Annotated in this window: 27 protein-coding genes; 15 read left to right on the top strand and 12 right to left on the bottom strand. The window is 65.6% G+C overall.

All coding sequences use genetic code 11. The features are described 5' to 3' along the window. Positions 1-19 precede the first annotated feature (19 nt). From J2S32_RS06065 to J2S32_RS06030, 8 genes are all read right to left on the bottom strand, one after another. The gene (locus J2S32_RS06065; protein WP_253518249.1) at positions 20-883 is read right to left on the bottom strand and encodes a hypothetical protein; all 864 of its coding nucleotides are present in this window, start codon (positions 881-883) and stop codon (positions 20-22) included. 88 nt (positions 884-971) lie between these two features. Next, positions 972-1,424, bottom strand: coding sequence for a lysozyme (locus J2S32_RS06060; RefSeq protein ID WP_253518246.1), 453 nt, complete (start codon positions 1,422-1,424; stop codon positions 972-974). 266 nt (positions 1,425-1,690) lie between these two features. After that, positions 1,691-5,143 carry an autotransporter domain-containing protein gene (locus J2S32_RS06055; RefSeq protein WP_253518231.1) on the bottom strand — a complete coding sequence of 1,151 codons (3,453 nt, stop codon included), beginning with the start codon at positions 5,141-5,143 and terminating at the stop codon, positions 1,691-1,693. 231 nt (positions 5,144-5,374) lie between these two features. Then, positions 5,375-6,784, bottom strand: a complete 1,410-nt coding sequence (glnA, locus tag J2S32_RS06050) for a type I glutamate--ammonia ligase (RefSeq protein WP_253518226.1) — start codon at positions 6,782-6,784, stop codon at positions 5,375-5,377. A gap of 55 nt (positions 6,785-6,839) precedes the next feature. Next, the gene (locus J2S32_RS06045; protein WP_067462894.1) at positions 6,840-7,178 is read right to left on the bottom strand and encodes a P-II family nitrogen regulator; all 339 of its coding nucleotides are present in this window, start codon (positions 7,176-7,178) and stop codon (positions 6,840-6,842) included. A 170-nt stretch (positions 7,179-7,348) separates the two neighbouring features. Beyond that, positions 7,349-8,287, bottom strand: coding sequence for an N-acetyl-gamma-glutamyl-phosphate reductase (gene argC, locus J2S32_RS06040; protein WP_253518221.1), 939 nt, complete (start codon positions 8,285-8,287; stop codon positions 7,349-7,351). Beyond that, on the bottom strand, positions 8,284-8,631 hold the full coding sequence (locus J2S32_RS06035; protein WP_253518217.1) for a hypothetical protein: 348 nt from the start codon (positions 8,629-8,631) through the stop codon (positions 8,284-8,286). The genes argC and J2S32_RS06035 overlap by 4 nt, the downstream gene beginning before the upstream one ends. Positions 8,632-8,706: 75 nt before the next feature. Continuing rightward, entirely contained in the window at positions 8,707-10,095 is a 1,389-nt protein-coding gene (locus J2S32_RS06030; RefSeq protein WP_253518214.1) for a leucyl aminopeptidase family protein, read from the bottom strand. Positions 10,096-10,141: 46 nt separating this feature from the next. Here J2S32_RS06030 and J2S32_RS06025 point away from each other — a divergent pair, with 46 nt between their 5' ends. Both J2S32_RS06025 and map read left to right on the top strand, forming a co-directional pair. Next, positions 10,142-10,948 carry a DUF3298 and DUF4163 domain-containing protein gene (locus J2S32_RS06025; protein ID WP_253518211.1) on the top strand — a complete coding sequence of 269 codons (807 nt, stop codon included), beginning with the start codon at positions 10,142-10,144 and terminating at the stop codon, positions 10,946-10,948. A 40-nt stretch (positions 10,949-10,988) separates the two neighbouring features. Then, complete coding sequence (gene map, locus J2S32_RS06020; RefSeq protein ID WP_253518208.1) at positions 10,989-11,816, top strand: type I methionyl aminopeptidase; 828 nt, start codon at positions 10,989-10,991, stop codon at positions 11,814-11,816. Here the strand turns inward: map and J2S32_RS06015 are convergent. Continuing rightward, a complete protein-coding gene (locus tag J2S32_RS06015) occupies positions 11,813-12,466 on the bottom strand; it encodes a heme exporter protein CcmB (RefSeq protein ID WP_253518204.1) in 654 nt (217 codons plus the stop codon). The genes map and J2S32_RS06015 overlap by 4 nt on opposite strands. Then, positions 12,463-13,044 (bottom strand): heme ABC exporter ATP-binding protein CcmA, encoded by a 582-nt coding sequence (gene ccmA, locus J2S32_RS06010; protein WP_253518200.1) that lies wholly within the window; start codon positions 13,042-13,044, stop codon positions 12,463-12,465. The genes J2S32_RS06015 and ccmA overlap by 4 nt, the downstream gene beginning before the upstream one ends. 56 nt (positions 13,045-13,100) lie before the next feature. Between ccmA and J2S32_RS06005 the strand changes: the two genes are divergently transcribed. Continuing rightward, positions 13,101-13,394, top strand: a complete 294-nt coding sequence (locus J2S32_RS06005; protein WP_253518197.1) for a 4a-hydroxytetrahydrobiopterin dehydratase — start codon at positions 13,101-13,103, stop codon at positions 13,392-13,394. A gap of 3 nt (positions 13,395-13,397) precedes the next feature. On the opposite strand, the gene J2S32_RS06000 is transcribed toward J2S32_RS06005, so the two are convergent. Continuing rightward, positions 13,398-14,204 carry an SDR family oxidoreductase gene (locus J2S32_RS06000; RefSeq protein ID WP_253518192.1) on the bottom strand — a complete coding sequence of 269 codons (807 nt, stop codon included), beginning with the start codon at positions 14,202-14,204 and terminating at the stop codon, positions 13,398-13,400. Positions 14,205-14,227: 23 nt separating this feature from the next. Next, positions 14,228-14,845 (bottom strand): DNA-3-methyladenine glycosylase family protein, encoded by a 618-nt coding sequence (locus J2S32_RS05995; RefSeq protein ID WP_253518189.1) that lies wholly within the window; start codon positions 14,843-14,845, stop codon positions 14,228-14,230. A gap of 90 nt (positions 14,846-14,935) precedes the next feature. On the opposite strand from J2S32_RS05995, the gene J2S32_RS05990 reads away from it, so the two are divergent. From J2S32_RS05990 to murD, 12 genes are all read left to right on the top strand, one after another. Next, the gene (locus J2S32_RS05990) at positions 14,936-15,253 is read left to right on the top strand and encodes a 2Fe-2S iron-sulfur cluster-binding protein (protein WP_253518186.1); all 318 of its coding nucleotides are present in this window, start codon (positions 14,936-14,938) and stop codon (positions 15,251-15,253) included. Between the two features lie 42 nt (positions 15,254-15,295). Next, positions 15,296-16,312: a cysteine synthase A gene (locus tag J2S32_RS05985; protein ID WP_253518183.1), complete on the top strand. Its 1,017-nt coding sequence runs from the start codon at positions 15,296-15,298 to the stop codon at positions 16,310-16,312. A 31-nt stretch (positions 16,313-16,343) separates the two neighbouring features. Beyond that, complete coding sequence (locus tag J2S32_RS05980; protein WP_253518179.1) at positions 16,344-16,709, top strand: hypothetical protein; 366 nt, start codon at positions 16,344-16,346, stop codon at positions 16,707-16,709. Next, a complete protein-coding gene (locus tag J2S32_RS05975; RefSeq protein WP_253518177.1) occupies positions 16,684-17,442 on the top strand; it encodes a GldG family protein in 759 nt (252 codons plus the stop codon). The genes J2S32_RS05980 and J2S32_RS05975 overlap by 26 nt, the downstream gene beginning before the upstream one ends. Before the next feature lie 406 nt (positions 17,443-17,848). Then, positions 17,849-18,274, top strand: coding sequence for a division/cell wall cluster transcriptional repressor MraZ (locus J2S32_RS05970; RefSeq protein ID WP_253518174.1), 426 nt, complete (start codon positions 17,849-17,851; stop codon positions 18,272-18,274). Next, positions 18,271-19,209 carry a 16S rRNA (cytosine(1402)-N(4))-methyltransferase RsmH gene (gene rsmH / locus J2S32_RS05965; protein ID WP_253518169.1) on the top strand — a complete coding sequence of 313 codons (939 nt, stop codon included), beginning with the start codon at positions 18,271-18,273 and terminating at the stop codon, positions 19,207-19,209. The genes J2S32_RS05970 and rsmH overlap by 4 nt, the downstream gene beginning before the upstream one ends. Next, complete coding sequence (locus J2S32_RS05960) at positions 19,209-19,712, top strand: hypothetical protein (protein ID WP_253518165.1); 504 nt, start codon at positions 19,209-19,211, stop codon at positions 19,710-19,712. Before rsmH ends, J2S32_RS05960 begins: the two co-directional genes overlap by 1 nt. Before the next feature lie 65 nt (positions 19,713-19,777). Further along, complete coding sequence (locus J2S32_RS05955; RefSeq protein WP_253522971.1) at positions 19,778-21,481, top strand: peptidoglycan D,D-transpeptidase FtsI family protein; 1,704 nt, start codon at positions 19,778-19,780, stop codon at positions 21,479-21,481. After that, entirely contained in the window at positions 21,478-22,950 is a 1,473-nt protein-coding gene (locus J2S32_RS05950) for a UDP-N-acetylmuramoyl-L-alanyl-D-glutamate--2,6-diaminopimelate ligase (RefSeq protein ID WP_253518161.1), read from the top strand. The genes J2S32_RS05955 and J2S32_RS05950 overlap by 4 nt, the downstream gene beginning before the upstream one ends. Then, a complete protein-coding gene (locus tag J2S32_RS05945) occupies positions 22,947-24,413 on the top strand; it encodes a UDP-N-acetylmuramoyl-tripeptide--D-alanyl-D-alanine ligase (RefSeq protein ID WP_253518158.1) in 1,467 nt (488 codons plus the stop codon). The genes J2S32_RS05950 and J2S32_RS05945 overlap by 4 nt, the downstream gene beginning before the upstream one ends. An 18-nt stretch (positions 24,414-24,431) precedes the next feature. Beyond that, a complete protein-coding gene (mraY, locus tag J2S32_RS05940; RefSeq protein WP_253518155.1) occupies positions 24,432-25,502 on the top strand; it encodes a phospho-N-acetylmuramoyl-pentapeptide-transferase in 1,071 nt (356 codons plus the stop codon). Then, complete coding sequence (gene murD, locus J2S32_RS05935; protein ID WP_253518142.1) at positions 25,499-26,806, top strand: UDP-N-acetylmuramoyl-L-alanine--D-glutamate ligase; 1,308 nt, start codon at positions 25,499-25,501, stop codon at positions 26,804-26,806. Before mraY ends, murD begins: the two co-directional genes overlap by 4 nt. Positions 26,807-26,811 lie beyond the last annotated feature (5 nt).

Genomic DNA, 26,811 nt, shown 5'->3' with positions numbered 1-26,811 from the left:
GGGTGTCATGGGTGCACTTTCAGACCAGCAGGTCGATCACAGCCGCGACCAGCTGTGTTGCGGGATCGATCCGGTACACATGCCCGTCCGAATAGCGGTACCAGGCATCCGCCGTATCGGCGTAACGCGCGCGGTAGGAATAGGGCACGTTGTAGACATCGTAGCCTGCCGGTAGCGGCTGCCCGACGGCGAATGTGTCGCCGGTCAGCAGCCCCGCCACCGAGGTGATCGCGGAATCCTCCGGATCGACCCGGTAGAGGACGTTCTCGGCATAGCGATAGGACGTCATCGGGCCGAGGTCGTAATAGTCGACGAAATAGTCGGGGACCGCATAACTCTCGTAACTCGCTGGCCAGACATTGCCGATCGCCAGCGCCCCGCCAAGCACGGGGAGATAGCCGGTCACCCGGCCTTCGCTCGTGCGGCGCAGCAGGTAACCGCTTTCGTAGTGATAGCGACCCGCATCGTAATGGCTCAACCCGAACAGGCCCGGATCGTAGGCGTAGCCGTTCCACCGCCGGTTGCGGACCGGGGAGGTGCCGGCCTGATCCGGTGCAACACAATCGGTGTTCTTGCGCGTAAGCCCTGGTGGGCATCCGGCGATCAGTGTGCGGTTGCGGTCGCGATCGAGGAAGGCGCGCGCGCCATTGCCGCGATCGCGTGCGATGGGCTTGCCGGGTGTGCGGTTTTCGCGTCGCTCGGTATCGGGCTTTGCGCGCTGGCGGACGCTGTTCGCTCGCCCGAGGTCTGGCTGGACCCGTTCCAACTGGGCGGCCCCGCGGTCGTTATTCGGCTTGTCGTTTCCCTGCCCCTTGCCGGGCGCGGCGTAAGCGCCGCTCGTCGCGAGTGCGATGGCGGCCGCTCCTGCGACCAAGATACGCATTTGGGATACTCCTTTGCTCGCCTAACGGCGGCGGGAGCATTCGGGTTCCGGCTAATCGTTCGGCGTGGATGGCAGAATTCCGCGGATTTCAGCGTGAGCGATAGAGGCGCGCTTCGGCTGCACGGCGACGGACGAGGCCCTTGAGTACCCGTCCGCCGGCCCGGTTCCACCGCGCAAATTCCTCCTCCGCCGCCCTGTAATCGCCCGCCAAATGGCAGCGCAGCAACGTCGATCGCGCAATCGCGCCGGTGTTGTAATGGAAGCTGACCATGGCATCGAATTGGGCCTGCGTGGTCGGTGCATCGCCCAGCACAAATGCGACATCCCGTGCATGCCGTGCGACGTCGCTCTCGAGCCGCGCATCGCATTGCTGCTGTGTCCATACGCTGCCCGGACCGATGCCGGGCCCGGTCGCGCCCCAGCCGATGGTCCATGGCTCGCCGCCCGTGCCCGGATCGGGATAGGCTTCGACCATTCCGTCGGGGCGCAGGCGCGCGCAGCCTTCGAATTGCCGGATAAGCGCGAGCCCCTGGGGGCCCATGCTGCGTGCCCCTCCCTTTGAGCGCGTCCGGCGACGGTATCGATCGCCTTGTCCAGCGCTTCTACCTCGGCTGGCCGGAATCCGCGGCCCAGAAGCTTGCGGATGGCATCGAATAGCGGTTTGCGGTTCATCTACGGCCTCCATGATGAATGAGGCCGACCGAGTAGGCACAAGCGGACGGAGTAGGAAAACGCTTTCATCCAAAGAGAAGGGCCGCCCGGTTTCCCGGACGGCCCATCTTGTCGGAACTGAAAGTCCGGCTTCGCTTAGAACTTGAAGCTCGCCATCGCGCGGTAGGTTTGCGCATCGGCGTTGTCGCGTCCGATCGTGGTGTCGAAGCCGACGCCGAACTGTGCGCCCCCGCTGACATATTGCAGCGAGAAGCCTGCTTCGCCCCAGTCCTTGGCCTGGTCGGCAAGAAGGAATGGAACGGCCGGTCCGGTCCCGCTGGCGAACTGCGCCGTAAAGACCGAGGGTCCGTCCTCATACTCATGCACGAAGTCGATATTGGCATCGATCTGGATCGGGCCACCCGCGCTCTGGTAATCGAGCCCGATACGGCCCTGCAGGCTTTCCACGTCCTCGCGGTTGATCGTCAGGGCCAGCGAACCGCCCGTTTCGCTCACCGGATCGAAGGAATGATCGACGTAGCGAAGTTCGATGCCCGGCGAGATCGTGCCCAGCGGGCCTTCGAAATCGTAGGCCAGGCCCAGTGCGGCGGCAAAGCCGCGGTTGCTGCTTTCGCTGGTCAGCGTCTGCGAACCACCGAGGAACGACACGGTCCGCTCGGTATCGATATCGAGATCGATCAGGCTGACCTGGCCATCGACGACGAAGCCGTCGACGGTCTTGGCGCTGCCATAGAGCGACACCGCCAGCGCTTTCGCATCGGCCTGCTGGTTGAGCGCCACATCCGCCTCGAGGTCCGAGTAGAAGCCCGACAGGCCGATCATCGACCGTTCGCTGGGGAAGTACTCGATCCCGCCGCCGAAGAAGTAGCCATCGACGTCGGTATCGCTCTGGGTGTAGCCGGGCATCGATGCCCCGCTGCCCCGGAGCAGGCCGCCGGCGATGTAGATCGCCATATCCTCGCGGATGGCGCCTTCCTGTACCCGCGTCGGCTCGTCACTCTGGTCGAGCCCGAGCGCACCCGCCGTGATCGGCTGGCTTCCGCGCGAGACCGACATCTGGGCGGTCTGGATCGGGCTGCCGAGCGTGGCGATCGTCCCGCCCGAACTGGCGAGATCCGATTCGCGCAGGCGCGAAGCATTGAACGACTGGAGGTTGTGGAAGGACTGCGTCGCCAATTGCTGGACCGCGGTTTCGGCCACCGGAGCCAGCCCGTCGAAGGTCGACTGGATCGTCGCCGCATCTGCGAAATCGAGCTGGTAGAGCTCGGCCAGCGCGGCGTTGCCACGGTTCTGGTCGAAGAGCCGGGCATAGCTGCGCTGCACCGGATTCGCTGTTACCGCCGTACGATAGCTGGCCGCGAGGATTTCCATCAGCACGGCGTTGTCGGTGTAGGTGAACGACTGGCGAAGGATCGGCGAAATATCGTCGGGTACGAATTCCCCGATCACGCCCCCCTCAGCAGTCACGATCGTATAGACTTGGCCAAGGCCGTTAACTTGGCCGAGTATCCCTGCACCAACAGCCACGATGGGACCGGTCGGTTCTTCGTCTTCCTCCGCGTCAGGGTCAGCCGGGGCGCCAAACGCCGCCTCTCCTGTGACTGCGACGAGGTCGGAAGTGCCATTCGGTCCGATGTCGATCATCAGCGTCGACGCCGTAGTCATGATCAGCGATCCATCGATAGTCAGCGTATCGATGGTCCCAATCCTCCCAGGAGAGATTGCGCCCATGAAGGCCGTCACGAAGGGCGCGGTAATCGTCCCGCCGCCCTGCAGCGCGCCGCCGAAGAGGGTGTAGTCGCCAACCGAGGTAAGGCCGCCATCAACGGTGATCGTGCCGCCGAACTGGGTGACGTCGATCAGCGAGGTCAGGCTGGCGTCTGCGGTAATGTTGAGCCCCGCAGTGCTCCGTACGGTGAGCCGGTCGATGGTGACGTCGCTGCTCAGCGTGGTGGTGCCCGCGTTGGCCAGCGTCACATCGAAATAGCGCGGGTCGACATTGACCGCAGCATCCGCGCTTACGACCGGATCGATGTTGTCGGGGACGAAATCGGTCGCCCCGGGCAGGCCGTTGTCGAGCGTGGGATCGGGCAGCGCATCGTCCGAGAATTCGGGGCTGCCGCCATCGCTGGCATGCGGGTTTTCCTCGGCGAATTCGGGAGCGCCGTTCTGTGCTTCATTGGCATTGATCAGCCCGTTGCGCGCCAGCGCGCCGCGGCCACCCGCAGCTTCGGGCGAGGCCTGGGTTTCCCCGCCGCCCAGCGCATCCAGCATGTCGCCATCGGCTTCACCGATTCCCGAATTGACCGTACCGTCGGCGGTGCGCGCGGGCGGGGTGGGATCGCCGGTGGACAAGTCTTCGCAGCCGTCGCCCGGGTTGTCGCCTTCGGGATCGAAGCAGACTTCGCCGAATTGCGGCGCATCGCCGGTGACGCCGTTGCCCGGCGTGGTCGGCAGGCCGTTCACCACATCGCCGTTCTCGTCGATAATGCGGTAGACGGGATCAAGCGTGGTGACCCAGTGATCGGCATTTTCCCAATTGCCGTCCCCTTCGACCGCCGAGACATAGCGATAGGGGTTGGTGGCGACGATATAATCCCAGAACAGGTAAAGCGGCTGGTAGAAGCTTTCGGTGCCGTAGCTGGAGAAGACCTGCGGGCCGAAGAAGCGCGAACCACCCGACAGCACCGCGATGACGAGGTCTTCGTCGCTCAGCGTGTTGTTCGCGGCATCGAGGATCAGCGGGCCACCCGAGTCGCCGCCTGCGGTCGTGCCTTCGCGTTCGCGCGGTTCATCCTTGTAGAGGTTGAAGTCGAACGGATTGGTCTTGTTGGGATCGTCGAAGTCGAGCCGGTAGAGGACCTGCGGCAGATCGCCGAAGGCCGCGCCGAACAGGAAAGTGTTGCGGTCGTCGAACGAGGTCAGCGAGCCGAGCATGTTTTCGGCCGATTTGCGGCGCCAGTCGATGCCGAGATTGTCGCCCGCGGTTCCCGAGCCGGTGCGGCCGTAGCCGGTGATGTTGACGTGATAGCCAGTGCCATCGGTGTCGTCGATTTCCTCGGGCGTCGGCAAGGGCGAGAACAGCAGCGACCAGGTCGGCAGGTCGGCTGCTGGCGTGTCGAGGCTGGCGAGGGCGATATCACCTTCTAGGAAGCCTTGGCCGTCGGGACGCGCGACCGACCTCGGATCGTAATAGATACGGTTGACGTCGAAGACTGCGAGATCGGGATTGCTTGTGAAGGCGTTGCCGATCCAGTTCTGGAAGCCCGGCAGCGCATTGACGTTGAATGACCACGCCGCCCGGAGCGCATCGTCGCGAAAATCTGTTTCGGCCACATCGTTAACGCAGTGCGCGGCGAACAGCACCGTCCGCGGATTGATCAGCGTACCCGAGCAGACGAAGCCGTCGTTGCGGAAGAACATGCCAACGCCGCTGAAGTCTTCGTCGTTATCGACGATATCGTCGGGCGTATAATTGTCGTTGGGGACGATGGCGTGAGCCGGCGTGCTCAGCGCGACTGTCGACAAGGCGATGGTTGCGGCGCCAGCCAAAAGGCGGCTTCCGGTGCGATTGAACGTGGATTTCATTCCGAGTGTCCCTCCAGGAAATATTCGTTAAGGCGCGCCCAAGCCGCGCAATGCGAATGTTCTAGAACCGGGGGGGACGAAAAGGGAAGGGCTTTGCGCTCCCCTCCCGTCATGTTTTATGGTTTATTGTTGCTTAAGGGACGCACTTTTTGATTTAGTTCAAAGACAAGGGCGGCCGGATCGCTCCAGCCGCCCAGTCAAAATCATTCTGCCGTTACCGGCGGAATCGGATCACGAGCTATAGTACATGTCGAATTCGGCCGCGCAGGGCGTGGTTTCGACACGCAGGACTTCTTCCCATTTCAACTCGCAATAGGCTTCGATCTGGTCCTTGGTGAAGACGTCGCCCTTGAGCAGGAACTCGTGGTCGGCCATCAGCGCCTCGAGCGCTTCGCGCAGGCTGCCGCAGACGGTCGGCACGTCGGCCAGTTCGGCGGGCGGCAGATCGTAGAGGTTCTTGTCCATCGCTTCGCCCGGATGGATCTTGTTGGTGATCCCGTCGAGACCGGCCATCAGCAGCGCGGCATAGGCGAGATAGGGGTTGGCCATCGCATCGGGGAAGCGGAACTCGACGCGCTTGGCCTTGTCGCCCGCACCATAGGGAATGCGGCACGAGGCCGAGCGGTTACGTGCCGAATAGGCGAGCAGCACGGGCGCCTCGAAGCCCGGCACCAGACGCTTGTAGCTGTTGGTGGTCGGGTTGGTGAAGGCGTTGAGTGCCTTGGCGTGCTTGATGACCCCGCCGATGTAATAGAGGCAATTCTCGCTCAGCCCGCCATACTGGTTGCCGGCGAAGGTCGGCTTGCCTTCCTCCCAGATCGACATATGCGTGTGCATGCCCGAGCCGTTGTCGTCCTTGATCGGCTTGGGCATGAAGGTCGCGGTCTTGCCGTAGATATGCGCGACCTGGTGCACGACATATTTGTAGATCTGCATGTTGTCGGCGGTTTCGACCAGCGTGCCGAAGGTCAGGCCGAGCTCGTGCTGCGCGGCGGCCACTTCGTGATGGTGCTTGTCGCAGGGCAGGCCCATTTCGATCATGGTCGAAACCATTTCGCCGCGGATGTCGACGGCGCTGTCGACCGGGGCGACGGGGAAATAGCCGCCCTTGGCGCGCGGCCGGTGGGCGAGGTTGCCGCTTTCATATTCGCGGCCGCTGTTGGTCGGCAGTTCGACATCGTCGAGGGTGAAGCCCGATCCGGCATAGCCGTCTTCGAAACGGACATCATCGAACATGAAGAATTCGGCTTCGGGGCCGACATAGATCGTGTCGCCGACGCCGGTCGATTTGAGATAGGCTTCGGCGCGCTTGGCGGTGGAGCGCGGGTCGCGCGCATACCATTCGCCGGTCGAGGGCTCGACGATGTCGCAGAAGACGATCAGCATCGGTTCGGCGCTGAAGGGATCGACATAGACCCGCTCGAGGTCGGGCTTGAGGATCATGTCGCTTTCATTGATGACCTTCCAGCCGGCGATCGACGAGCCGTCGAACATCAGCCCGTCTTCCAGTTCGTCTTCGCCGAGCACGCCCGCGACCATGGTCAAATGCTGCCACTTGCCCTTGGGGTCGGTGAACCGCAGGTCGACCCACTCGATGCCTTCGTCCTTGATCTGTTTCAGGACGTCGCTTGCACTTGCCATTGGTATTGCCTCCGTTTGAACTGGAACTGCTGGAGCGGGTTGATCCCGCGATTATTCAGATGGCGTCGTCGTCTCGCTCGCCCGTGCGGATCCGCAGCGCGCCTTCGATCGACGAAATGAAAATCTTGCCGTCGCCGATGCGCCCGGTCTGGGCGGCGGCGGCGATGGCTTCGACGGTGCGGTCGGCAATGCCTTCGGGCACGACCACCTCGAGTTTCACCTTGGGCAGGAAATCGACGACATATTCGGCGCCGCGATAAAGCTCGGTATGGCCTTTCTGCCGCCCGAAGCCTTTGGCCTCGGTGACCGTGATCCCCGACACGCCGATTTCGTGCAGGGCTTCCTTCACCTCGTCGAGCTTGAATGGCTTGATGATCGCTTCGATCTTTTTCACCTGGCGGTGTCCCCCCGAGAGTTCTGCTAGCCGTAATGCACGTAATTTACGCGTCGCGCTCGCCCGTGTTCCAAGAACCGTGCCAATTGGGCGGCAGGGCGTAAGTGCGCAGGTTCGAGCATCGCGTCCGGGCAATCGTGCCCGAAGCGCAGACAGGCGATGCCTGTTTTTTAGGCAACGGGCAAGCGCAAGCCGGCGGTTTCGGGCAGGCCGCACATCAGATTGAGGTTCTGCACTGCGGCTCCGCTGGCTCCCTTGCCGAGATTGTCGAGCCGCGCGACGAGGCGAGCGTTCCAGCCACCTTCGTTGCCGAACACGAACAGTTCCATGTCGTCCGACGGTGGGGCTTGCCTGTCGAGCAGGAGTTCCCCGACCGGAGCGTTGCCGTGCACCGCCACTACTGGCGAATTTTCGTAGAAGCTGGCGAGCGCATCCCGCAGGCTGTCGGCATGCGGATCGTTTTCCATCGCACCGAGATGTAGCGGGACTTCCACTATCATCCCGCGATAGGCCGCGGCGACCGAAGGCGCGAACAACACCGGATGCGCAAGCTCGGCATGCGCTTTCATTTCGGGGAGGTGTTTATGGGCAAGATCATAGCCATAGGCGCGAAATGCCGGCGCGCCTTCGGTCTCGAACCGTTCGATCAATGCCTTGCCGCCACCCGAATACCCGCTGACGGCATTGACGGTATAGGGCCAGTCCGCGGGGAGGAGACCTGCGCGTACCAGCGGCGCGACCAGCGCGAGAAAGCCTGTGGGATAGCACCCCGGATTGCTCACCCGCCGCGCATCGGCGACCCGCTCGCTGCCGACCAGTTCGGGAAAACCATAGCACCAGCCCTCGGTGGTGCGATGCGCGCTGGAAGCGTCGATGACGCGCGTGCCATTGGCCGGATCGATCAGTTCCACCGCCTCGCGGGCGGCATCGTCGGGCAGGCAGAGGATGGCGATATCGGCTTCGTTCAGCGCTTCACGCCGCGCTTCGGCATTCTTGCGCTGCGCATCGTCGAGCCGGATGAGGGTGAACTCGCTGCGCCCTTCGAGCCGCTCGGCGATTTCGAGGCCGGTGGTGCCCGCGGCACCGTCGATGAAGACAGTGTGCGTCACTGGCCGGGCGCGAGCATGCCAAGCCGGACATAGCCGCTCGGCCCCTCGGGACCGCAGGCGATCCATGCCCAATCGCCCGCGCAGTCGAGCAGTTCGATCTCCTCACCGGCAGCGAGGGTCGCGCCGTCGTCGGCATCGTCGCGCATGGTCAGCTTGAGCGTGGCAGGCGCGCTGCCGATGGTCCGCACATGCGGGATCACATAGTGCGCGGCGAGATACCGATCCGCCAATGCGACATGCGCCAGATCGCCGCGCAGCGGCAGCGTTCCGGGGGCGGGCTTGTCGACCGGGCCCTTCAGTCCGACGATACCTTCGGGGAGGGAGTAACGGGCAGGGGCAGTCACGCTGTGTGCAAAATCCGGTTGTGAACGTTGCGGGCGCTTAACCCCGCGCGCGCTTTCCCGCAAGACGGCGGGGCCTCAGGCTCCACCGAAACGGCCCTTCAGCATGTGCCATGCAGCGCGCAGGCCATAGGCATCGCCGCCCTTGGGACGGCCCGGCTTGGCCTGCGGGCGCCAGGCGAAGGTATCGAAATGCGCCCAGTCGATGCCGTCGCCGACGAACTTGTCGAGGAACAGGCCCGCGACACTCGCCCCGGCAAAGGCATTGCCATGCGCGTTGTTGGTATCGGCGATGTCCGAATTGAGCCATTCGCGATAGGCATCGGGCAGCGGCAGGCGCCACGGCTCGTCGTCATGCGCGCGGCCGGCGTCGATCAGCGCCGCGGCGGTCGCGTCCTCGCGGGCCATCAGCGCGGGGTAATCGGGGCCGAGCGCGACGCGGGCGGCACCGGTCAGCGTGGCGAAGTCGAGGATCAGCGCGGGCCCTTCCTCGCTGGCGCGCTGAAGCGCATCGCCAAGCACCAGCCGGCCCTCGGCATCGGTATTGCCGATTTCGACGCTCAGACCCTTGCGCGAGCGCAGCACGTCGCCGGGGCGGAAGCTGTTGCTGCTGATCGCGTTCTCGACCGCAGGGACCAGCAGGTGCAGCCGTACCGGCAGCCCGCTGCCCATGACCAGGCCGGCCAGCGCAATCGCATGCGCCGCGCCGCCCATGTCCTTCTTCATCAACAGCATGCCGGTCGAGCTTTTCACATCGAGCCCGCCGCTGTCGAAGCAGACGCCCTTGCCGACGATGGCAAGGACCGGGTCGCCTTCCTTGCCCCAGGTCAGATGCAGCAGCCGCGGGGCATGATGGCGCGCGGCGGCGCGGCCGACCGCGTGGATCATCGGATATTCCTGCTCCAGCGTATCGCCCATGGTCACCTTGAGCGTGGCCGAATGCTGCTTGGCGAGCGTCTCGCACTGCTCTTCCAGCGCGGCGGGGCCCATATCCTCGGCAGGCGTATTGACGAGATCGCGGACGAGGCACACGGCCTGCGCCTCGGCGATTGCGCCGTCGATCGCGCCGACATCCTGTGTCAGCAGCACCCGCGGGCCGACCGGGCGTTCGGGCCGCTTGTAGCGGTCGAAGACATATTGCGCGGTCTGCCAGCCGTGTACCGCGGGACCGGGTGCGCCCTTCGCGCGGCGATAGGTGCCCGCAGGCAGGCTCTCTGCCAGCTTCGCCATGCACCAGCTCGAGAGGTTTTCGGGATCGGCCACGCCGCCCACAGCGAACCAGCTATCACCGTCGGGCACGATCGCGGTCTGGTAGCCGCCGCCGTCGAATTTCTGCGCCTCGAGCGCGGCCCGCTGGCTGGTCGAAAGCTGCTTGAGCCAGTCGCCCAGGCCGTCGCGGTTGACGAGGTGAATGGAAATCGCATCCTGCCCGCGGTCGGGCTGGATCAGTGGCTGTTTGTCGGCCATATCGGAGGTGCCTCTAATGAATTCGTCTTTCGCAAAGGAAACCGCGATGCGTGCGCCCCTGTTCCTGATTTCCCTCGCGCTGTCGAGTGCGGCCTGTTCCGACAGCGCCGAGTATGCCGACAAGGCGGGAGTCAGCGAGCGTGCGACCGCAAGTGCCGCGGCCACCGCTGCGCCGGCGGCAGAAGCTTATGCGGTCGAGCAGGAAACCGAGCGGTACCAGTTCGCCTATTCCTGGCCCGCCCAAGTCGCCGCCGAACCGGCGCTGGCGGCGTTTCTCGGGCAGAAGGCCGACGCGATGCGCGCCGAACTCGAGCAGGAAGCCGACGAGGACTGGAACTCGTCGCAGGGGAGCGAGTGGACGCCGCGCCAGCACAGCGCCAGCGAGGAATGGCAAGTGGTGGCGGATCTGCCCGGTTACCTGAGCCTGTCAGGGCATCTGGCGACCTATTCGGGCGGGGCGCATGGCATGTACGGCATGCAATCGCTGGTCTGGGACCGCGAAGCGGGCGCGGCGATGAAGGGGATCGACCTGTTCAACTCGCCCGTCGCGCTCGAACAGGCGCTGGGCAACCGATTGTGCGACACGCTCAACACCGCGCGCGAAGAACGGCGCGGCATGGAGATCGAGGAGGGCAGCGACGACATGTTCGACAAATGCCCCGGGCTCGACGAGGCCAGCGTGCTGGTCGGGTCGTCCAACGGCAAGACCTTCGACCGGATCACGGTGTATTTCGGCCCCTATGTCGCGGGCGCCTATGCCGAGGGCGATTACGAGCTTGATTTCCCCGTCACCGCCTCGGTCGTCGATGCAGTGAAGCCCGCGCATGCCAGGGCTTTCAGCGTGAGCCGCTAGGCATCTCGCAATTGCCGCGCAAAGCGCCTATGTGGGCCGCATGACTGAATATCAGGTAATCGAGGCGGTCGAGACCGTCTATCGCGACGGCACGATCAAGCTGCATGGCCCCGAAGGTTTCGAGGGCATGCGCAAGGCGGGGCGGCTGGCTGCCGAAATTCTCGACGAGCTGACCACTTTCGTGCAGCCGGGCGTAACCACCGGCGCGATCGACGATTATGTCCGCACCATGATGCTCGATGCCGGATCGGTGCCCGCGACGATGGGCTACCGCGGCTATGAACACAGCTGCTGCACCTCGATCAACCATGTGATTTGCCACGGCATTCCGTCCGACAAGGCGCTGAAGGACGGCGACATCGTCAATATCGACGTGACCCCGCTGCTCGACGGCTGGCATGGCGATACCAGCCGCATGTTCTTCGCCGGCGAACCTTCGATCAAGGCCAAGCGGCTGGTCGAGGTGACCTATGAATGCCTGATGCTGGGGATCGATGCGGCGAGCAAGCCGGGCGCGCGGCTGGGCGATATCGGCGCGGCGATCGAAGCGCATGCGCGCCAGTTCCGCTATGGCGTGGTGCAGGAATTTTGCGGCCACGGTCTGGGCCGGCTGTTCCACGATGCGCCGGAGGTGATCCATGCGGCGCGCGCCGGGACGGGGCCGGAAATGAAGCCGGGCATGTTCTTCACCATCGAACCGATGATCAATGCCGGGCGCGCGCATGCCAAGGTGCTGGGCGACGGCTGGACCGCGGTGACGCGTGACAAGTCGCTCTCGGCGCAGTTCGAACATTCGATCGGCATTACCGATGACGGCGTCGAGATCTTCACCGAAAGCCCCAAGGGGCTGCACAAGCCGCCTTACTAGCCTTCGCGCGCGGCGCGTATCGCCGCCCCGGCGGCAAAGGGTGTCACCGCGCACAGCCCCAGGCTGATTGCGCCGGTAAGCAGCAACGCGCCCGGATCGGGGCGTGACAGTGCGCCTGCACCGAAGATCAGGATCGGCACTGCCAGCGGAATGACCATCAGGCCCGCGAGCGCCGCACCGCCACGCAGGCTCGCGGTGAGCGCGGCCACCGCAAGGCCGACCGCGGCGAGGCCGGGGGTGCCCGCCAGCAGGCCCAGCAGGACGGTGCGCACCGTCTCTCCAGACAGGCCCAGCAAAGCCGCCGCAGGAAGCGTGGCGAGCAGCAGCAGCGGCGCAAAGGCCAGCCAGTGCGCGAGCAGCCGCACCGCCATCGCCGCTTCTTCGCTCACCCCGCGCAAGTGCAGCTGGTCGAACATGCCCGCGTCGAGATCGGCAGAAACCAGCTTGTCCAGCGGCAGGATCGCGGCAAGCAGCGCCGCCACCCAAATCACGCCGCCGCCGGTGTGCGCGAGCAATTGCGCGTCGGGCCCGACCGCGAACGGATAGAGCATCGCCACTGCGAGGAAGAACAGCAGCGGCAGCACCCCGCCGCCGCCGCGCCCGCCGGGTAGCAGCAGCCCGAGATCGCGCCTGAGCAGCGTGCCGATCATGCGGCATACCCGGCAAGCTGGATGACTTGCGGCGCGGGCAGGGCGATCGGCTGGTGCGAGGCGACCACGGCGATCCCGCCGCCCGCGCAATGCTGCGCGATCAGTGCCTCGAAAGCCGCCTGTGCCTGGCTGTCGAGACCGTTGAGCGGTTCGTCGAGCAGCCAGATCGGGCAGTTGCGGTTGAGCAATCGCGCGAGCGCGCCGCGCTTCTTCTGCCCGGTCGAGAGGTAGCGCACCGGTACCTCCATCAGCGGGTCGAGCTGGAGGAGTTCGAGCGCGCGGCCCGGCTGGGTGCATCCGTCGAGCGCTTCCCAGAATGCCAGCGCCTTGCCCAGCGGCAAATTGGCATCGAGCGCGAGCCGTTCGTCGACCAGTCCCATCGCCCCGGCGTGGTCCACCGAGCCGGTCAACGGATGCAGCAATCCGGCGAGAATGCGGATCAGGCTCGATTTGCCGATCCCGTTCGCGCCCGTCACATGCACGGCAGCGCCTTCATCGCAGGTCAGCGAAAACCCGCGAAACAGCAGCCTTTCGCCGCGGCGGCAGGCAATATCCTTTGCGACGAGGCGAGGTTGCATGGGCGGTGGCGATAGGCAAAAGGCGCGCCACCGACAAGTAGAGGAGAATCGCAGCCATGACCGTTGAACAGCTGACCGAGGAAGAGCGTGGCAGCTGGCTGCGCGGGCTGACCGGCTGGAGCCTCGCCCGTGATGGCAAGGCAATCGTGCGGAACTTCGAATTTGCCGACTTTTCCGAAGCCTTCGCCTTTATGACCCGCGTCGCGATGATCGCCGAGACGCGCGACCACCATCCCGAATGGTCGAATGTCTACAACCGCGTGGAGATCACCCTGACCACGCATGACGCCAGCGGGCTGTCGCTGCGCGACGTCAAAATGGCGCGCAAGATCGACGCGCTGCTCGGCTAGGACTTACCGGCCCATCGGGCGCCCGCCAGCGCGGGTTCCCTTGCGCACCCGACCCGGCAACCAACGCGCGGCAAAGGCCATGCGTTTGGCGGTCTTGCCGACGGTGGTGTGCAGCCTTTCGCCATGCACCGCGGCCCAAGCCGCCGCCGCCACGTCGTCTACCGGCGTGATCTCGAGGCCGGAATCGGTCACGCGCTGGCGGATGCCTTCATTGGACCGGGCGTTGGGATTGTGATCGAGCAGCGGCGTGTCGATGAAGCTGGGCATCAGCGAGCGGACATTGATGCCGTCTTCGGCCCATTCGCCATCGAGGCTCTCGGTCACCGCGCGCACCCCGAACTTGGTCGCCGAATAGACGCTCGCGCCCGGTGTGCCATAGATGCCCGCCGCGCTGGCGGTGTTGAGCAGGCACGATCCTGGCGCAGTCTTCGCCAGATGCGGATGCGCCGCCTGCGCGCCGAACAGCACGCCCTTGAGATTGATATCGAGGCAGCGCTCGATTTCCTCGGCGCTATTTTCGAGCAGCGAGCCGCCAAGCGGGATGCCCGCATTGTTGAAGACCACGTCGATCCGGCCGCCCGCCGCCACCGAGAACGCCTCGAGCGCTTCGTCCCATGCCGCGCGCTCGCGCACGTCGAGGACGTGGCCATAGACGAAGCCGTTGCCGATCATGTCCTCGGTTTCGCGCATGCCCGCCTTGTCGATATCGCCCAGGCCGACGAACCAGCCGCGCTGACCGAAATACAGCGCGACCGCACGCCCGATACCCGACCCGCCGCCGGTGATGAAAATCGCCTTGCGCTCGCTCACTGTCTCTCTCTCCCTCGTGCGCGCTACAGCGCGGCATTGGTGTATGCGTGCCAGGTGAAGATGGCCATTGCGCCGCGATGGGGCCGCCAGTCTTCGCCGATGGTACGGGTTTCCTTCTCGCTCGGCCGCGCCGCCAGTTCGAGCATACGGCCAACCGCTTCCTGGACCGCCAGATCGCCCGCGGGCCAGATATCGGGCCGCCCTTCGGCAAACAGCAGATAGATTTCCGCCGACCAGCGCCCGATCCCCTTGATCCGGGTCAGCTCGGCAATCGCTTCCTCATCGTCTTGGGGAAGGCTCGCGAGGTCGAGTTCGCCGCTGGCCACCAGTTCGCACAGGCTGCGGGCATAGCCCTGTTTCTGGCGCGACAGGCCGCAGGCGCGCAGCGTGTCGAAATCGCGCGCCAGCACTTCGTGCGCGGGCATGGCTTCGCCCAGTTCGGCTTCGAGCTTGGTCCACACTGCATTCGCGGATGCGACGCTGACCTGCTGGCCGACGATCGTCCGCAGCAGCGTGCGGTAGCCGGTGGGGCGAATGCGTTCTTCGGGATAGCCGCAGCGCTCCAGCGCCCCGGCCACAACGGGGTCGGATGCAGCGACCGTATCGAGGTGCGTGCGCAATTGTGCGTTGGTCAGCCCCATGGCGAGTGCGCTTGCCTTCCCCGTCGCGATTGAATAGCAGCGCGACGCATAGGGTCGACCAGTAGCCCTTTGCAACCGAGGAAACACGCAATGCCGAAACTGACCGTGACCACCCGCGAAGGCGAAACCAGCGAGATCGACGTCGCCGACGGCCTGACCGTGATGGAAGCGATCCGCGACAATGGCTTCGACGAGCTGCTGGCGCTGTGCGGCGGCTGCTGTTCCTGCGCGACCTGTCATGTGCATGTCGATCCGGCGTTTGCCGACAAGCTGCCCGAACTGAGCGAGGACGAGGACGACCTGCTCGAATCCACCGATCACCGCCAGCCGACTTCGCGCCTGTCGTGCCAGATCCCCTTCACTGCGGAACTCGACGGGTTGAAGGTTACTATCGCGCCTGAAGACTGATGTTGTTTGCAGGTTCGGGCCGGCGCGCCTAATTCCCGACCCATGACTGCAATTCCCGTACGCGAGCATACGCTCGACCTCATCGGCAACACTCCGCTGGTCCGCCTCCAAGGACCGAGCGAGGAAGCCGGCTGCGACATCTTTGGTAAATGCGAATTCGCCAATCCCGGCGCCAGCGTGAAGGATCGCGCGGCGCTCTACATCATCCGTGATGCGGAAGAACGCGGCGAACTGAAACCCGGTGGCACGGTGGTCGAAGGGACCGCCGGCAATACCGGGATCGGCATCGCGCTGGTGGCCAATGCGCTGGGCTATCGCACGATTATCGTGATGCCCGACAACCAGTCGAAGGAAAAGATGGACACGCTCCGCGCCCTGGGTGCGGAACTGGTCACGGTTCCGCCGACCAAATATGCCGATTGCAACCATTTCCAGCACGTCTCGCGCCGCATGGCGGAAGAGCTCGACGGCGCGGTCTGGGCGGGCCAGTTCGACAATACCGCCAACCGCAAGGCACATATCGAAACCACGGCGAAGGAACTGTGGGACCAGCTCGAGGGCCGGATCGACGGCTTTACCTGCGCGGCGGGCACGGGCGGCACTATCGCCGGCGTCGGCATGGGGCTGAAGGAACTGGACGAAACCGTCACCATCGCGCTGACCGACCCGCATGGCGCGGCGCTGTATAACTACTTCGCCAATGGCGAGCTGAAGGCCGAAGGGTCTTCGGTTGCCGAAGGCATCGGGCAGGGGCGTATCACCGGCAATCTCGAAGGTGCGCCGATCGATACGCAGTTCCGCATTTCGGACGAGGAAGGCCTGACCTGGGTCGCCCGCCTGCTTCGCGAAGAAGGTCTGTGCCTCGGCCTGTCCTCGGGCATCAACGTGGCCGGCGCGATTGCGCTGGGCAAGCAATTGGTGGCCGAAGGGCGCGAGAACCCGCGTGTCGCCACCATCCTGTGCGACACCGGCTTCCGCTATCTCTCGACGCTCTACAGCGCCGAATGGCTGGCCGCGAAGGGCCTGCCGGTGTTCGATTGGTTGCAAAGCGGCGATTGACTGCCCGCCACGGGTCCCTACGCTTATGCGCGTGCACCAATTTTTCGACATGAGCCGCAAGCCGCCGGTGGGCGAGCTGCCCGAAGTGCCGGGTAGCGATGCCCGGCGCGAGCGCACCGTGCAGCGCCTGCAGATCGGGATCACCGGCATCGTCATGATGATCCTGCTCGTCGGGCTGGCGAGCATCATCCAGAACCGCGCCGCGGAAACCGATGCGACGACCGTGCCCGCTGCCGCGCCGACCACCGAACCGACGCAGGCCGCGCCGCAGAACGACCCGCTGGTCGAGGCGGGCGTGGTTCCCGATCTCCCGGCCGAACCCAGCGCGACGCCCAATGCCGCGCCGACCTCCGGGCCGCAGACCACGACCGATGCGCCGCCTCCCGCTGCTAACTAGCACGCTTTCCCTGCTCATGGCGCTGCTCGCCGCGGCCTGCTCTTCGGGGGAGGCGCGACATGATGCGGTTTCCAAGCCGCGCGTGGGGCTGTTCTCAAGCCTGCCGCTCTATTGGGGCGAGGGCGAGTTCGGCGCGATGCTGGAAGGCGGGGACCAGAAGGACTGGGTGCGCGAGGAACTCGAGACGCGCTTCGAACTGGTCCCGCTCGATACGCTTGAACCCGAGGCGCTGGCCGGGCTCGACCGCGTGATCCTGGCGCAGCCACGCGCGCTGTCACCATCGGAGAATGTCTCTTTCGATCAATGGGTGACGCAGGGCGGACAGGCGGTGATCCTCGCCGATCCGATGCTGACGCGCCACTCGCGCTACCCGATCGGCGACCGGCGCCGGCCACAGGATGTCGTGCTCTTGTCGCCGATCTTCTCGCATTGGGGGGTCGAACTGCTGTTCGACGACAGCCAGCCCGGCGGGGAGCGGATGGCCGAAGTGCAGGGGCAAGCCGTCCCGGTGGCGCTGCGCGGCCGTTTTGTGCGCCAGGAAAGCAGTTCCTGCGCGGTTCTTGCCGACGGACTGCTCGCCCGCTGCGCGCGCGGCAGCGGGGTGGCGGTCCTGTTCGCCGATGCGGCGGTGCTCGACTGGGACGGCAGCAGCCCCGTTCCGCAGGAGCGCAAGGACGCCTTGTGGGCCGTGCTCGGGCCAGTGAGCCTCGACCAACCAGCCGATACCGACTGACCGGGGATTTCACGGGTGAGGCCCGGGGAAATTGCGGGATTCTTCGCTCGACTCCGCACAAAGCCACGCGTTTCCAGTCCCTTCGTTAAGGAACTGGTAACGAATTCGAGGCCGGACGCGGGAAAAATATGACGGTAAAACAATATCCTACGGGCTTATCCCGTGAAATCCCGCAATTTTCCCTTCCATCCCCGGCTGACCCGCGATAAACCGCAATCACATCGGACAAGGACTGTCTCTGCGCGCTCGGCCCGTGGGCCAAGCGGCTCGCCCCCATGCTTGGGCGAGGGAGGAAGGTTTTGCCCGGTGAGGAGGCAAATTAAACCGGTATTGGGGTTTGGAGACAGTGTCGTTCGGAGGGTACAGCGGTCAGGCCTATTCGCCAGCAGGCGATAAGGGCCGCTTTGTGCTTCCGCCCCTGTTTCGCAAGGCGGTGAAGGACAGCAGCGATGGCCGCGTGCTGTGCCTGATGAAGCACCCCGGCTGGAACTGCCTCGTCGGCTTCGGCCTCTCGCGCAAACCCGAACTCGAAGCCCAGCTCGACCGCGAGGAGGAACTCGCCGTCCGCCTGGGCAAGGAATTCGACCGCGATACGCGCTCCAGCCAGCTTTTCGGCTTCCAGGAAATGCCGTTCGACGACAGCGGCCGCTTTGTCATGCCCGACCATCTGCGGATGCTCGGCAAGATCGAGGACGGGCTCTACTTCCAGGGCGGTGGCCGGTTCTTCACGCTGTGGAACCCGGGTGAACTCGCTCAGATGGGCGACGATTGGGCGGGCGCGAAGGCGGCCTGCGAAAGCTTCCTCGCCGATGCGAAGGCGAAGGGCAAATGAGCGCCGCGCCGCATATTCCCGTGCTCCTCGACGAGGTGATCGACGCGCTCGATCCGCAGCCGGGCGACGTGATCGTCGACGCGACCTTCGGGGCGGGCGGCTATACGCGCGCGCTGCTCGAGCGCGGCGCCATCGTGCATGCCTTCGACCGCGATCCCGATGCCATCGCTTCGGGTCGCAACTGGGACGAAACGGGCGAGAGCCCGCCGCGCCTCGTTCTCCACCCGCATCGCTTCTCCGAAATGCTTGACGTCATGACGTCGGCAGGCGTCGCGCGGGTCGATGGGGTGGTGATGGATATCGGCGTCTCCTCGATGCAGCTCGACCAGGCGGAGCGCGGCTTTGCCTTTTCGGCCGATGGACCGCTCGACATGCGCATGAGCCAGGACGGCGAAAGCGCGGCTGATTTCCTCAATTCGGCGGACGAAAAAGCGATTGCCGACGTGCTCTATCTCTATGGCGAGGAGCGCCAGTCGCGCCGCGTCGCGCGCGCCATCGTTGCCGCGCGTCCGCTGGAGACGACCGGCGCGCTGGCGCGGGTCGTGCGCAAGGCGCTCGGCTACAAGCCGCATGACAAGAAGGACCCCGCCACGCGGACCTTCCAGGCGGTCAGGATTCATGTGAACGGCGAACTCGACGAACTGGCTCATGGCCTGTCGGCGGCCGAGCATTTGCTGCGCGAAGGGGGCCGCCTCGCGGTGGTCAGCTTCCACAGCCTCGAAGACCGGATCGTCAAGCGCTTCCTGCGCGAGGCGTCCTCAACCCCGAGTGCCTCGCGTCATGTCCCCTTGGCGGCGCAGGATGATCCGGTCTTTTCCAATGTCAGCAAGGCAATCAAGCCGGGCGAAGCCGAAATCGCGCGCAATCCGCGCTCGCGCTCGTCCGTGCTGCGCCATGCCACGCGTACCGCCACACCGGCGCGGGAAGCCGCGTGATGGTCGGGGGCTCGCGCATCCGTCAGATCGGCTGGGCACTGGTGCTGGGCATCTGCTTCGCGCTGCTGCTCGCGCTGACCTTCAAGGTCAATGCGGTGAAAAGCGACGTGCGCCTCGCCGAGCGCCAGATCATTGCCGCGCAGCAGGCCAAGCTCATGCTCGACACCGAATTCGAGACCCGCGCCAGCCAGCAGCAGCTGTCCGACTGGAATGCGGTCGAATTCGGTTATGCCGCCCCGCGCGCCGACCAATATCTCGAAAGCGAGCGCCAACTTGCCGTGCTCGGGACGCCGCGCGGGATCGATGCCCCCGCGCCGGTCCGCGTCGCGCTCAACCGGCCCGCGCCCGAAAGCGAGAGCCTGTTTGCCGAGTGGATGGATGACGAGGGCGCGGACAGCGCCTCGCGTCCCGAACGCCGCGAGCTTGCTGCTGCCGGCGGTCTTGCCGAACGGCTGGCCAGTCCCGCGGTCGGCATGGCCGCGGTCGCCGAGGTGAGCCAGTGAACGCCTTTTCCGGCTTCGGCCCCGCCATCGCCGCGGGCAGCAGGAGCGGGCAGGGGGCGGTGAGCATGGCGGTCGCTTCGGGTCGCGTCCAGCTCGTCACCATTCGCCAGCAATCGCTCACGCTCGCCCGCTGGCGGGTCTTGTGGATCGCGCTTAGCTTTGCCTTTGTCGCGCTGCTCGCGCTTGTGCGGATCGGCTATCTCGGCATGTCCGACGATGGCCTGCGCGGCACCTCGCTCGAGGAAGCCCTCCTGCCGCCGCGCGGCGAGATTACCGATCGCAATGGCGTGCCGCTGGCGCGCGCCTTTCCCGCCTATGCGCTGTGGTTCAACCCGGAAGCATTGGGCGAAGACGGAGCGCCGCTGGTGCGCGATCCCGCGACGGTCATCGGCAAGCTGAAAGCGATCTTCCCCGATCTCGACGAACAGGCAGTTGCTGCGCAATTCGCCGCGGGCAAGCAGGGCTATATCCGCCGCCGCGTGCTGCCCGAGGAAGCCAACCGGGTGCAGGAAATCGGCGAGCTCGCGCTTGAAATGCCGATGGAAAACGACCGCCACTATCCGCAGGGTTCGATGGCCGCGCATGTGCTCGGCTATGTCGCTGCCGACGGTAATGGCCGGGTCGGCATGGAGCAGGTGCTCAACGATCACCTGTCCAACCCTTCGACCCGCGGTACGCCGATTGCGCTGTCGATCGATTCCCGCGTGCAGGGCGCGCTCGAGGACGAACTGCGCCGCGGGATGAAGTTGGTCCAGGCGCAGGGCGGCGCGGGCATCGTGCTCGATGTCGACACCGGCGAAGTGCTGGCGCTGGCATCGCTCCCCGAATTCGATCCCAACAAGATCGATGCGCGCGGCGAAAAGCTGATGTTCAACCGCGTGACCAATCAGGTTTATGAACTGGGCTCGACCTTCAAGCCGCTGTCGGTCGCCGCTGCGATCGATGCCGGCGTCGTCCGCAATCTGGGCAAGCGCTGGGACGCCAGCCCGGTCAGGGTTGGACGGTTCAGCATCAAGGACAGCCACGATCTGGGCGCCGATCTCAACGCGGTCGAGGCGCTGATCCATTCGTCCAACACGGTCACCGCGCGACTGGTCGACGAACTCGGCCCCGACCGCATGCGCCGCACGATGATGGACCTCGGCATGAACGAGCGGCCCTATATCGAACTGCCCGCCAAGGGCTTCCCGATCTGGCCGGGCGAGAAATGGCCGCGGCTGCGCTCGATGACTGTCGGCTATGGCCACGGTATCGCGGTCACGCCGCTGCATCTTGCCAGTGCCTATGCGGCGATGGTCAATGGCGGCATCTGGCGCCCCGCGACGCTGAAGAAGCTCGGCCCGGGCGAAGCACCCAAGGGCCGCCGCGTCTTCAAGGCCTCGACCTCGAGCCGGATGCGCCAGCTACTGCGCGCGATCGCCGTTTATGGCACCGGCAAGAATGCCGATGCCCCGGGCTACCGCGTCGGCGGCAAGACCGGCTCGGCCGAAAAGCCCGGCGGGAGCGCCGGTTATCGCAAGACCGCGCTGGTTTCGACCTTCGCCGCTGCCTTCCCGATGGACCGCCCGCGCTATGTCGTGATCGCCATGCTCGACGAGCCGCGCGGGACGCTGGCCAGCTCCTACCAGCGCACTGCCGCATGGAACGCGGCGCCTATCGTCGGGCGGCTGGTACCGCGCATCGGGCCTTTGATCGGCGTGCGCCCCGACGATACGCGCGATGTAGACATTTCGGATATCAAGCCGCTGATCCCGGAGGCGAACAAGTGAAGCTCGCCAAGCTCTGCACCGCGGCAGGGGTCGCTTGCGATGCCGACGTTATGGTGACCGGCTTCGCCATCGACAATCGCAAGGTTGCACCGGGCACCGTGTTCGGCGCTTTCCAGGGCGCGCAGGTCAATGGCGAGGATTTCATCCCCGCCGCGATCGAAAGCGGTGCGGTGGCGGTGGTCGCGCGGCCCGAAGCGACGGTGGAAGGCGCGATCCACATCGCCGACGATACGCCGCGCCGGGCCTTCGCTGCGCTGGCAGCACGGTTCTTCACCCCCGTGCCTGACCATATCGTTGCGGTCACGGGCACCAATGGGAAAACCTCCACCGTCGAGATGACGCGCCAGATCTGGCGCATGGCGGGCGAGCGCGCGGCGAGCATCGGCACGCTGGGCGTCACCACGCCCGACGAAAGCGTTTCCACCGGGCTGACCACACCCGACATCGTCACCTTCCTCTCGAACCTCGCCGGGCTGGCCCGCGAAGGCGTGACGCATGTCGCCTATGAAGCGTCGAGCCACGGCCTCTCGCAATTTCGCAACGAAGGCGTGCCCGTCGAGGCCGCAGGCTTCACCAATTTCAGCCGCGACCACCTCGACTACCATGCCGACATGGAAGACTATTTCGCCGCCAAGATGCGGCTGTTCGACGAAGTCGTTTCGGATGGCGCGACGGCAGTGATCTGGATGGGCGCGGGCGATTGCGGCTGGAATGCGCGCGTGGTCGACCATGCGACACGGCGCGGTCTTGCGGTGATGACCGTCGGCGAGCAGGGCGATGCCATTCGCCTTACCCGCCGCGAACCGACCCAGCTGGGCCAGTCGCTGACGGTCGAGCATGCGGGGCAGAGCCGGACGATCAACCTGCCGCTGATCGGTGCCTACCAGGTCTCCAACGCGCTGACCGCCGCCGGGCTGGCGCTTGCCACCGGCAGCGACGCCGGGCTGGTCTGGGATGCGGTCGCGCGGCTCCAGCCGGTCCGCGGGCGGCTGGAACGTGCGGTGATCGCGCCCTCGGGCGCGCCCGTCTATGTCGATTACGCGCATACACCCGACGCGCTTGAAGCCGCCATCGCGGCGCTGCGCCCGCATGTCAGCGGGCGGCTCATCACCGTTTTCGGCGCGGGCGGCGACCGCGATCATGGCAAGCGCGCGCCGATGGGCGAGGCAGCGGCCAAGGCGAGCGACCTCGTCATGGTTACCGACGACAATCCGCGCGGCGAAGATCCTGCGGAAATCCGCCGCCAGGTGCTTGCAGGTGCGCCGCAGGCGCGCGAGATAGGCGGGCGTCGCGAAGCCATTCTCGCAGCCATTGCCGAAGCGGGTGCGCAGGACATCGTCCTGATCGCCGGCAAGGGACATGAAACGGGTCAGATCATCGGATCGGGAGAGAACATGCGGGTGTTACCCTTCGACGACGTAGAGGTCGCGCGCGAATGCGCCGCGCAGATCGCCAGAGGTGATGCATGAGCGCGGCAATCCTGCGCCATCCGGCCTATGTCGAATGGCCCGCCGACCCGCGCGACCGCCTGCCGCTGACGCTGTGGGACGCGCGCAGCATTGCCGAGGCCGTGGGCGGCACTGCCAGCCATGATTTCCAGGTCGCGGGCGTCGAGATGGACAGCCGCGATGTGGTCAATGGCGACCTGTTCGTCGCGCTCAAGGGCGAGGCGATGGACGGCCACCGCTTCCTCGGCACCGCCTTCGCCAATGGCGCAGCGGGGGCGATCGTCGACCGGCCCGTCGACTGGCCGCATATCCTCGTCGACGACACCACCAAGGCGCTGCAGGCGCTGGCGCGTGCGGCGCGCAGCCGGGTCGAGGCAACCATTATCGGGGTGACCGGATCGGTCGGCAAGACGGGGGTCAAGGAAGCGATCTTCGCCAGTCTCGAACGTGCCAGCCGCGGCGCGGCGCATCGCTCCACGCGCAGTTACAACAACCATGTCGGTGTGCCGCTCAGCCTGGCGCGGATGCCCGCGCGCAGCCGGTTCGGCGTGTTCGAAATGGGCATGAACCATGCCGGCGAGATCGCCGAATTGACCACGCAGGTCCGCCCGCATGTCGCGGTCATCACGACCATCGCCCCGGCGCATATCGAGAACCTCGGCAGCATGGCGGCGATCGCTGCCGCCAAGGCCGAGATTTTCGCTGGTCTCGAACCGGGCGGGACCGCGGTGATCCCCGCCGACAGCGAACATTACGAACCGCTCAAGCTGGCCGCGCTGCGGGCGGGGGCGAATGTCGTCAGCTTCGGCCGCGCACGGTTCGCCGATGTCCGCTTGCTCGATGCAATCCCCAGCGCCAACGGCGGCAGCCTCGTGACTTGCGAATTTCCCGAAGGGCGGCTGTGCTACACCGTCGCCGAGCCCGGCGATCACTGGGTGGTCAACTCGCTCGCAGTGATGGCAGCGGTGCGGGCGGCGGGCGGCGATATGGCCGCTGCCGGTCTCGCGCTGGCCGAAATGGGCGGGCTCAAGGGACGCGGTGCGCGCCACGGGATCGACGTTCCCGGCGGCAAGGCGCTGCTGATCGACGAAAGCTACAATGCCAATCCCGCCAGCATGCGCGCCACCCTCGCGCAGCTCGGGCAGACGCCCTCGGGCCGCCGCATCGCCGTTCTGGGCGCGATGAAGGAGCTGGGCGATTTCGGTCCGCAGTTCCATGCCGCGCTGTCCGAACCCATCCTCGCCGCCGATGTCGACTATGCGTTGCTGGTCGGCGACGAGATGCTCGCCCTGGCGCGCGAACTGGGGAAACCGGAAAGCTCCGTCCTTGGCAAGCCCATCGCCTGGGCGCATTGCCATACCGCCGACGAGGCGATCGGGTTGCTCGAGGACTTCGGCGTCGTCGCGGGCGATGCTGTGCTGGTCAAGGGCTCCAACTCGGTCGGTCTTGGCCGGCTCGTGGATCATTTCACCCGCGCCGGCTAGGCGCGACGAGAGGCCGATTTGCTATACATCCTCGCCGAATGGTTGAATTTCGAAGGCTTTTTCAACCTCGTGCGCTACCAGACGTTCCGTGCCGGAGCGACACTGATGACCGCGCTGGTCATCGGCCTCGTCATTGGCCCGCGTTTCATCGCCATGCTGCGCATCCGCCAGGGCAAGGGCCAGCCGATCCGCGAGGACGGGCCGCAGACCCACCTCGCCAAGCGCGGCACGCCGACCATGGGCGGGCTGATGATCCTGATCAGCCTGACGCTGTCGGTGCTGATCTGGATGGATTTGCGCAATCCGTTCATCTGGGCCTGTCTCGCCGTGACGCTGGGCTTCGGCCTGATCGGCTTCCTCGACGATTACGACAAGGTCACCAAGGCCAGCCACAAGGGCGTTTCGGCGCGCATCCGCCTGCTGATGGAATTCACGGTCGCGGGTATCGCCAGCTATATTATCGTCAGCCAGATCAACACCTTCGTCTATGTCCCTTTCGTCAATGACTTCGGGGTCGAGCTGGGTGTCTTCTACTACGCCTTCGCCGCGATCGTCATCGTCGGCGCGGGCAATGCGGTGAACCTCACCGACGGGCTCGACGGGCTGGCCACCATGCCGGTCATCATCGCCGCGGGGACCTTCGCGCTGATCGCCTATCTCGTCGGCCGCGTCGACTTCTCGACCTATCTCGGCATTCCCCATGTCGAGGGTGCGGGCGAACTGGCGATCTTCTGCGCGGCGATCATGGGCGCGGGTCTCGCCTTCCTGTGGTTCAACGCCCCGCCCGCGGCGGTCTTCATGGGCGATACCGGCAGCCTCGCGCTCGGCGGCGCGCTGGGCGCGATCGCCGTGGCGACGCATCACGAGATCGTCCTCGCCATCGTTGGCGGGCTGTTCGTGTTCGAGGCGCTGAGCGTCATTATCCAGGTGGTCTGGTTCAAGCGCACCGGACGGCGGGTCTTCCGCATGGCACCGATCCACCACCATTTCGAACAGCTTGGCTGGTCGGAGAGCAAGGTCGTGATCCGGTTCTGGATCGTGGCCATCGTGCTGGCACTCTTGGGGCTCGCGACGCTCAAGCTACGATGATCACCTCACCTGCCTGGAAGGACAAAAAATACGCGGTGCTTGGCCTCGCGCGGTCCGGCCGGGCGACGGTCGAGGCGCTGCTGGCGAGCGGCGCCGATGTGCTGGTGTGGGACGACCGTGGTGAAGCGCGCGAACCCTATGCCGGGCGCTGCGCCATCGGCGACCCGCTGGCGGCGGACCTTACCGGCTATGCGGGCGTAGTCGTCAGCCCCGGTGTGCCGCTCAACACGCATCCGATCAAGCCGCATGCCGACAGTTTCGGCGTGCCGGTCATCGGCGATATCGAACTTTTCGCGCAAGCGCGGGCCGACCTGCCGCCGCACAAGGTCGTCGGGATCACCGGCACCAATGGCAAATCGACTACGACGGCGCTGGTCCACCACATCCTCAAAGAGGCGGGCGTGCCGACCACCATGGGCGGCAATATCGGGCTGCCGATCCTCGAGCAGGAACCGCTAGCCCCCAATGACAAAGGCGTTGGGGTCTATGTGCTCGAACTGTCGAGCTACCAGATCGACCTGACCTATTCGCTCGATTGCGATGTGGCGGTGCTGCTGAATATCACCCCCGACCATCTCGACCGGTACGATGGGGATTTCGGCAAATATGCCGCCAGCAAATCGCGTCTGCTGGGAATGCAGGCGCGGGGCCAGAATTCGATCGCCCGGTTCACCGATGCGCGGGTGCTGGGGCAGTTCGCCGAAGGCTCGATTGCGAGCATTCTCGAAGATGTACTCCAGAACAGGGGCATCGCGCCGGGCGAGCAAGCCGACTGGCCATCGCTGCAAGGACCGCACAATCGCGAGAACGCGGCAGCCGCCATCGAAGTCTGCGACATCCTGGGGATTGCGCCCGAGCAGGTCCGCTCCGGACTCAAGAGCTACCCCGGCCTTGCGCACCGCATGGAGCGTGTCGCCGAAGTTTCCGGCGTCGCCTATGTCAACGACAGCAAGGGCACCAACACCGCTGCCTCCGCCCCCGCGCTGGCGGCGTTCGAGAATATCCACTGGATCGTCGGCGGGCTCGCCAAGGAGCCCGGGCTGGGCGAATGCGAGGCCGAGCTGGGCCATGTGAAAGCCGCCTACACCATCGGCAAGGCCGGGCCGGACTTTGCGGCGCTGCTCGACGGCCGCGTGCCGGTCGAACAATGCCAGACGCTCGACCGTGCGGTCGCCAACGCTGCGAAAAGCGCTGCGCCGGGCGACACGGTCCTCCTCTCGCCCGCCTGTGCCAGCTTCGACCAATATGCCGACTTCGAGAAGCGCGGCGATCATTTTCGCGCGCTGGTGGAGCGGCTGGCATGAACACG

Source organism: Qipengyuania citrea (genome assembly GCF_024171405.1).
In the GTDB taxonomy this organism is placed as follows: Bacteria; Pseudomonadota; Alphaproteobacteria; order Sphingomonadales; family Sphingomonadaceae; genus Qipengyuania; species Qipengyuania profunda.
The sequence above is the reverse complement of the archived record's forward strand: the minus strand, read 5'-3'. Positions and strand labels throughout refer to the sequence as shown.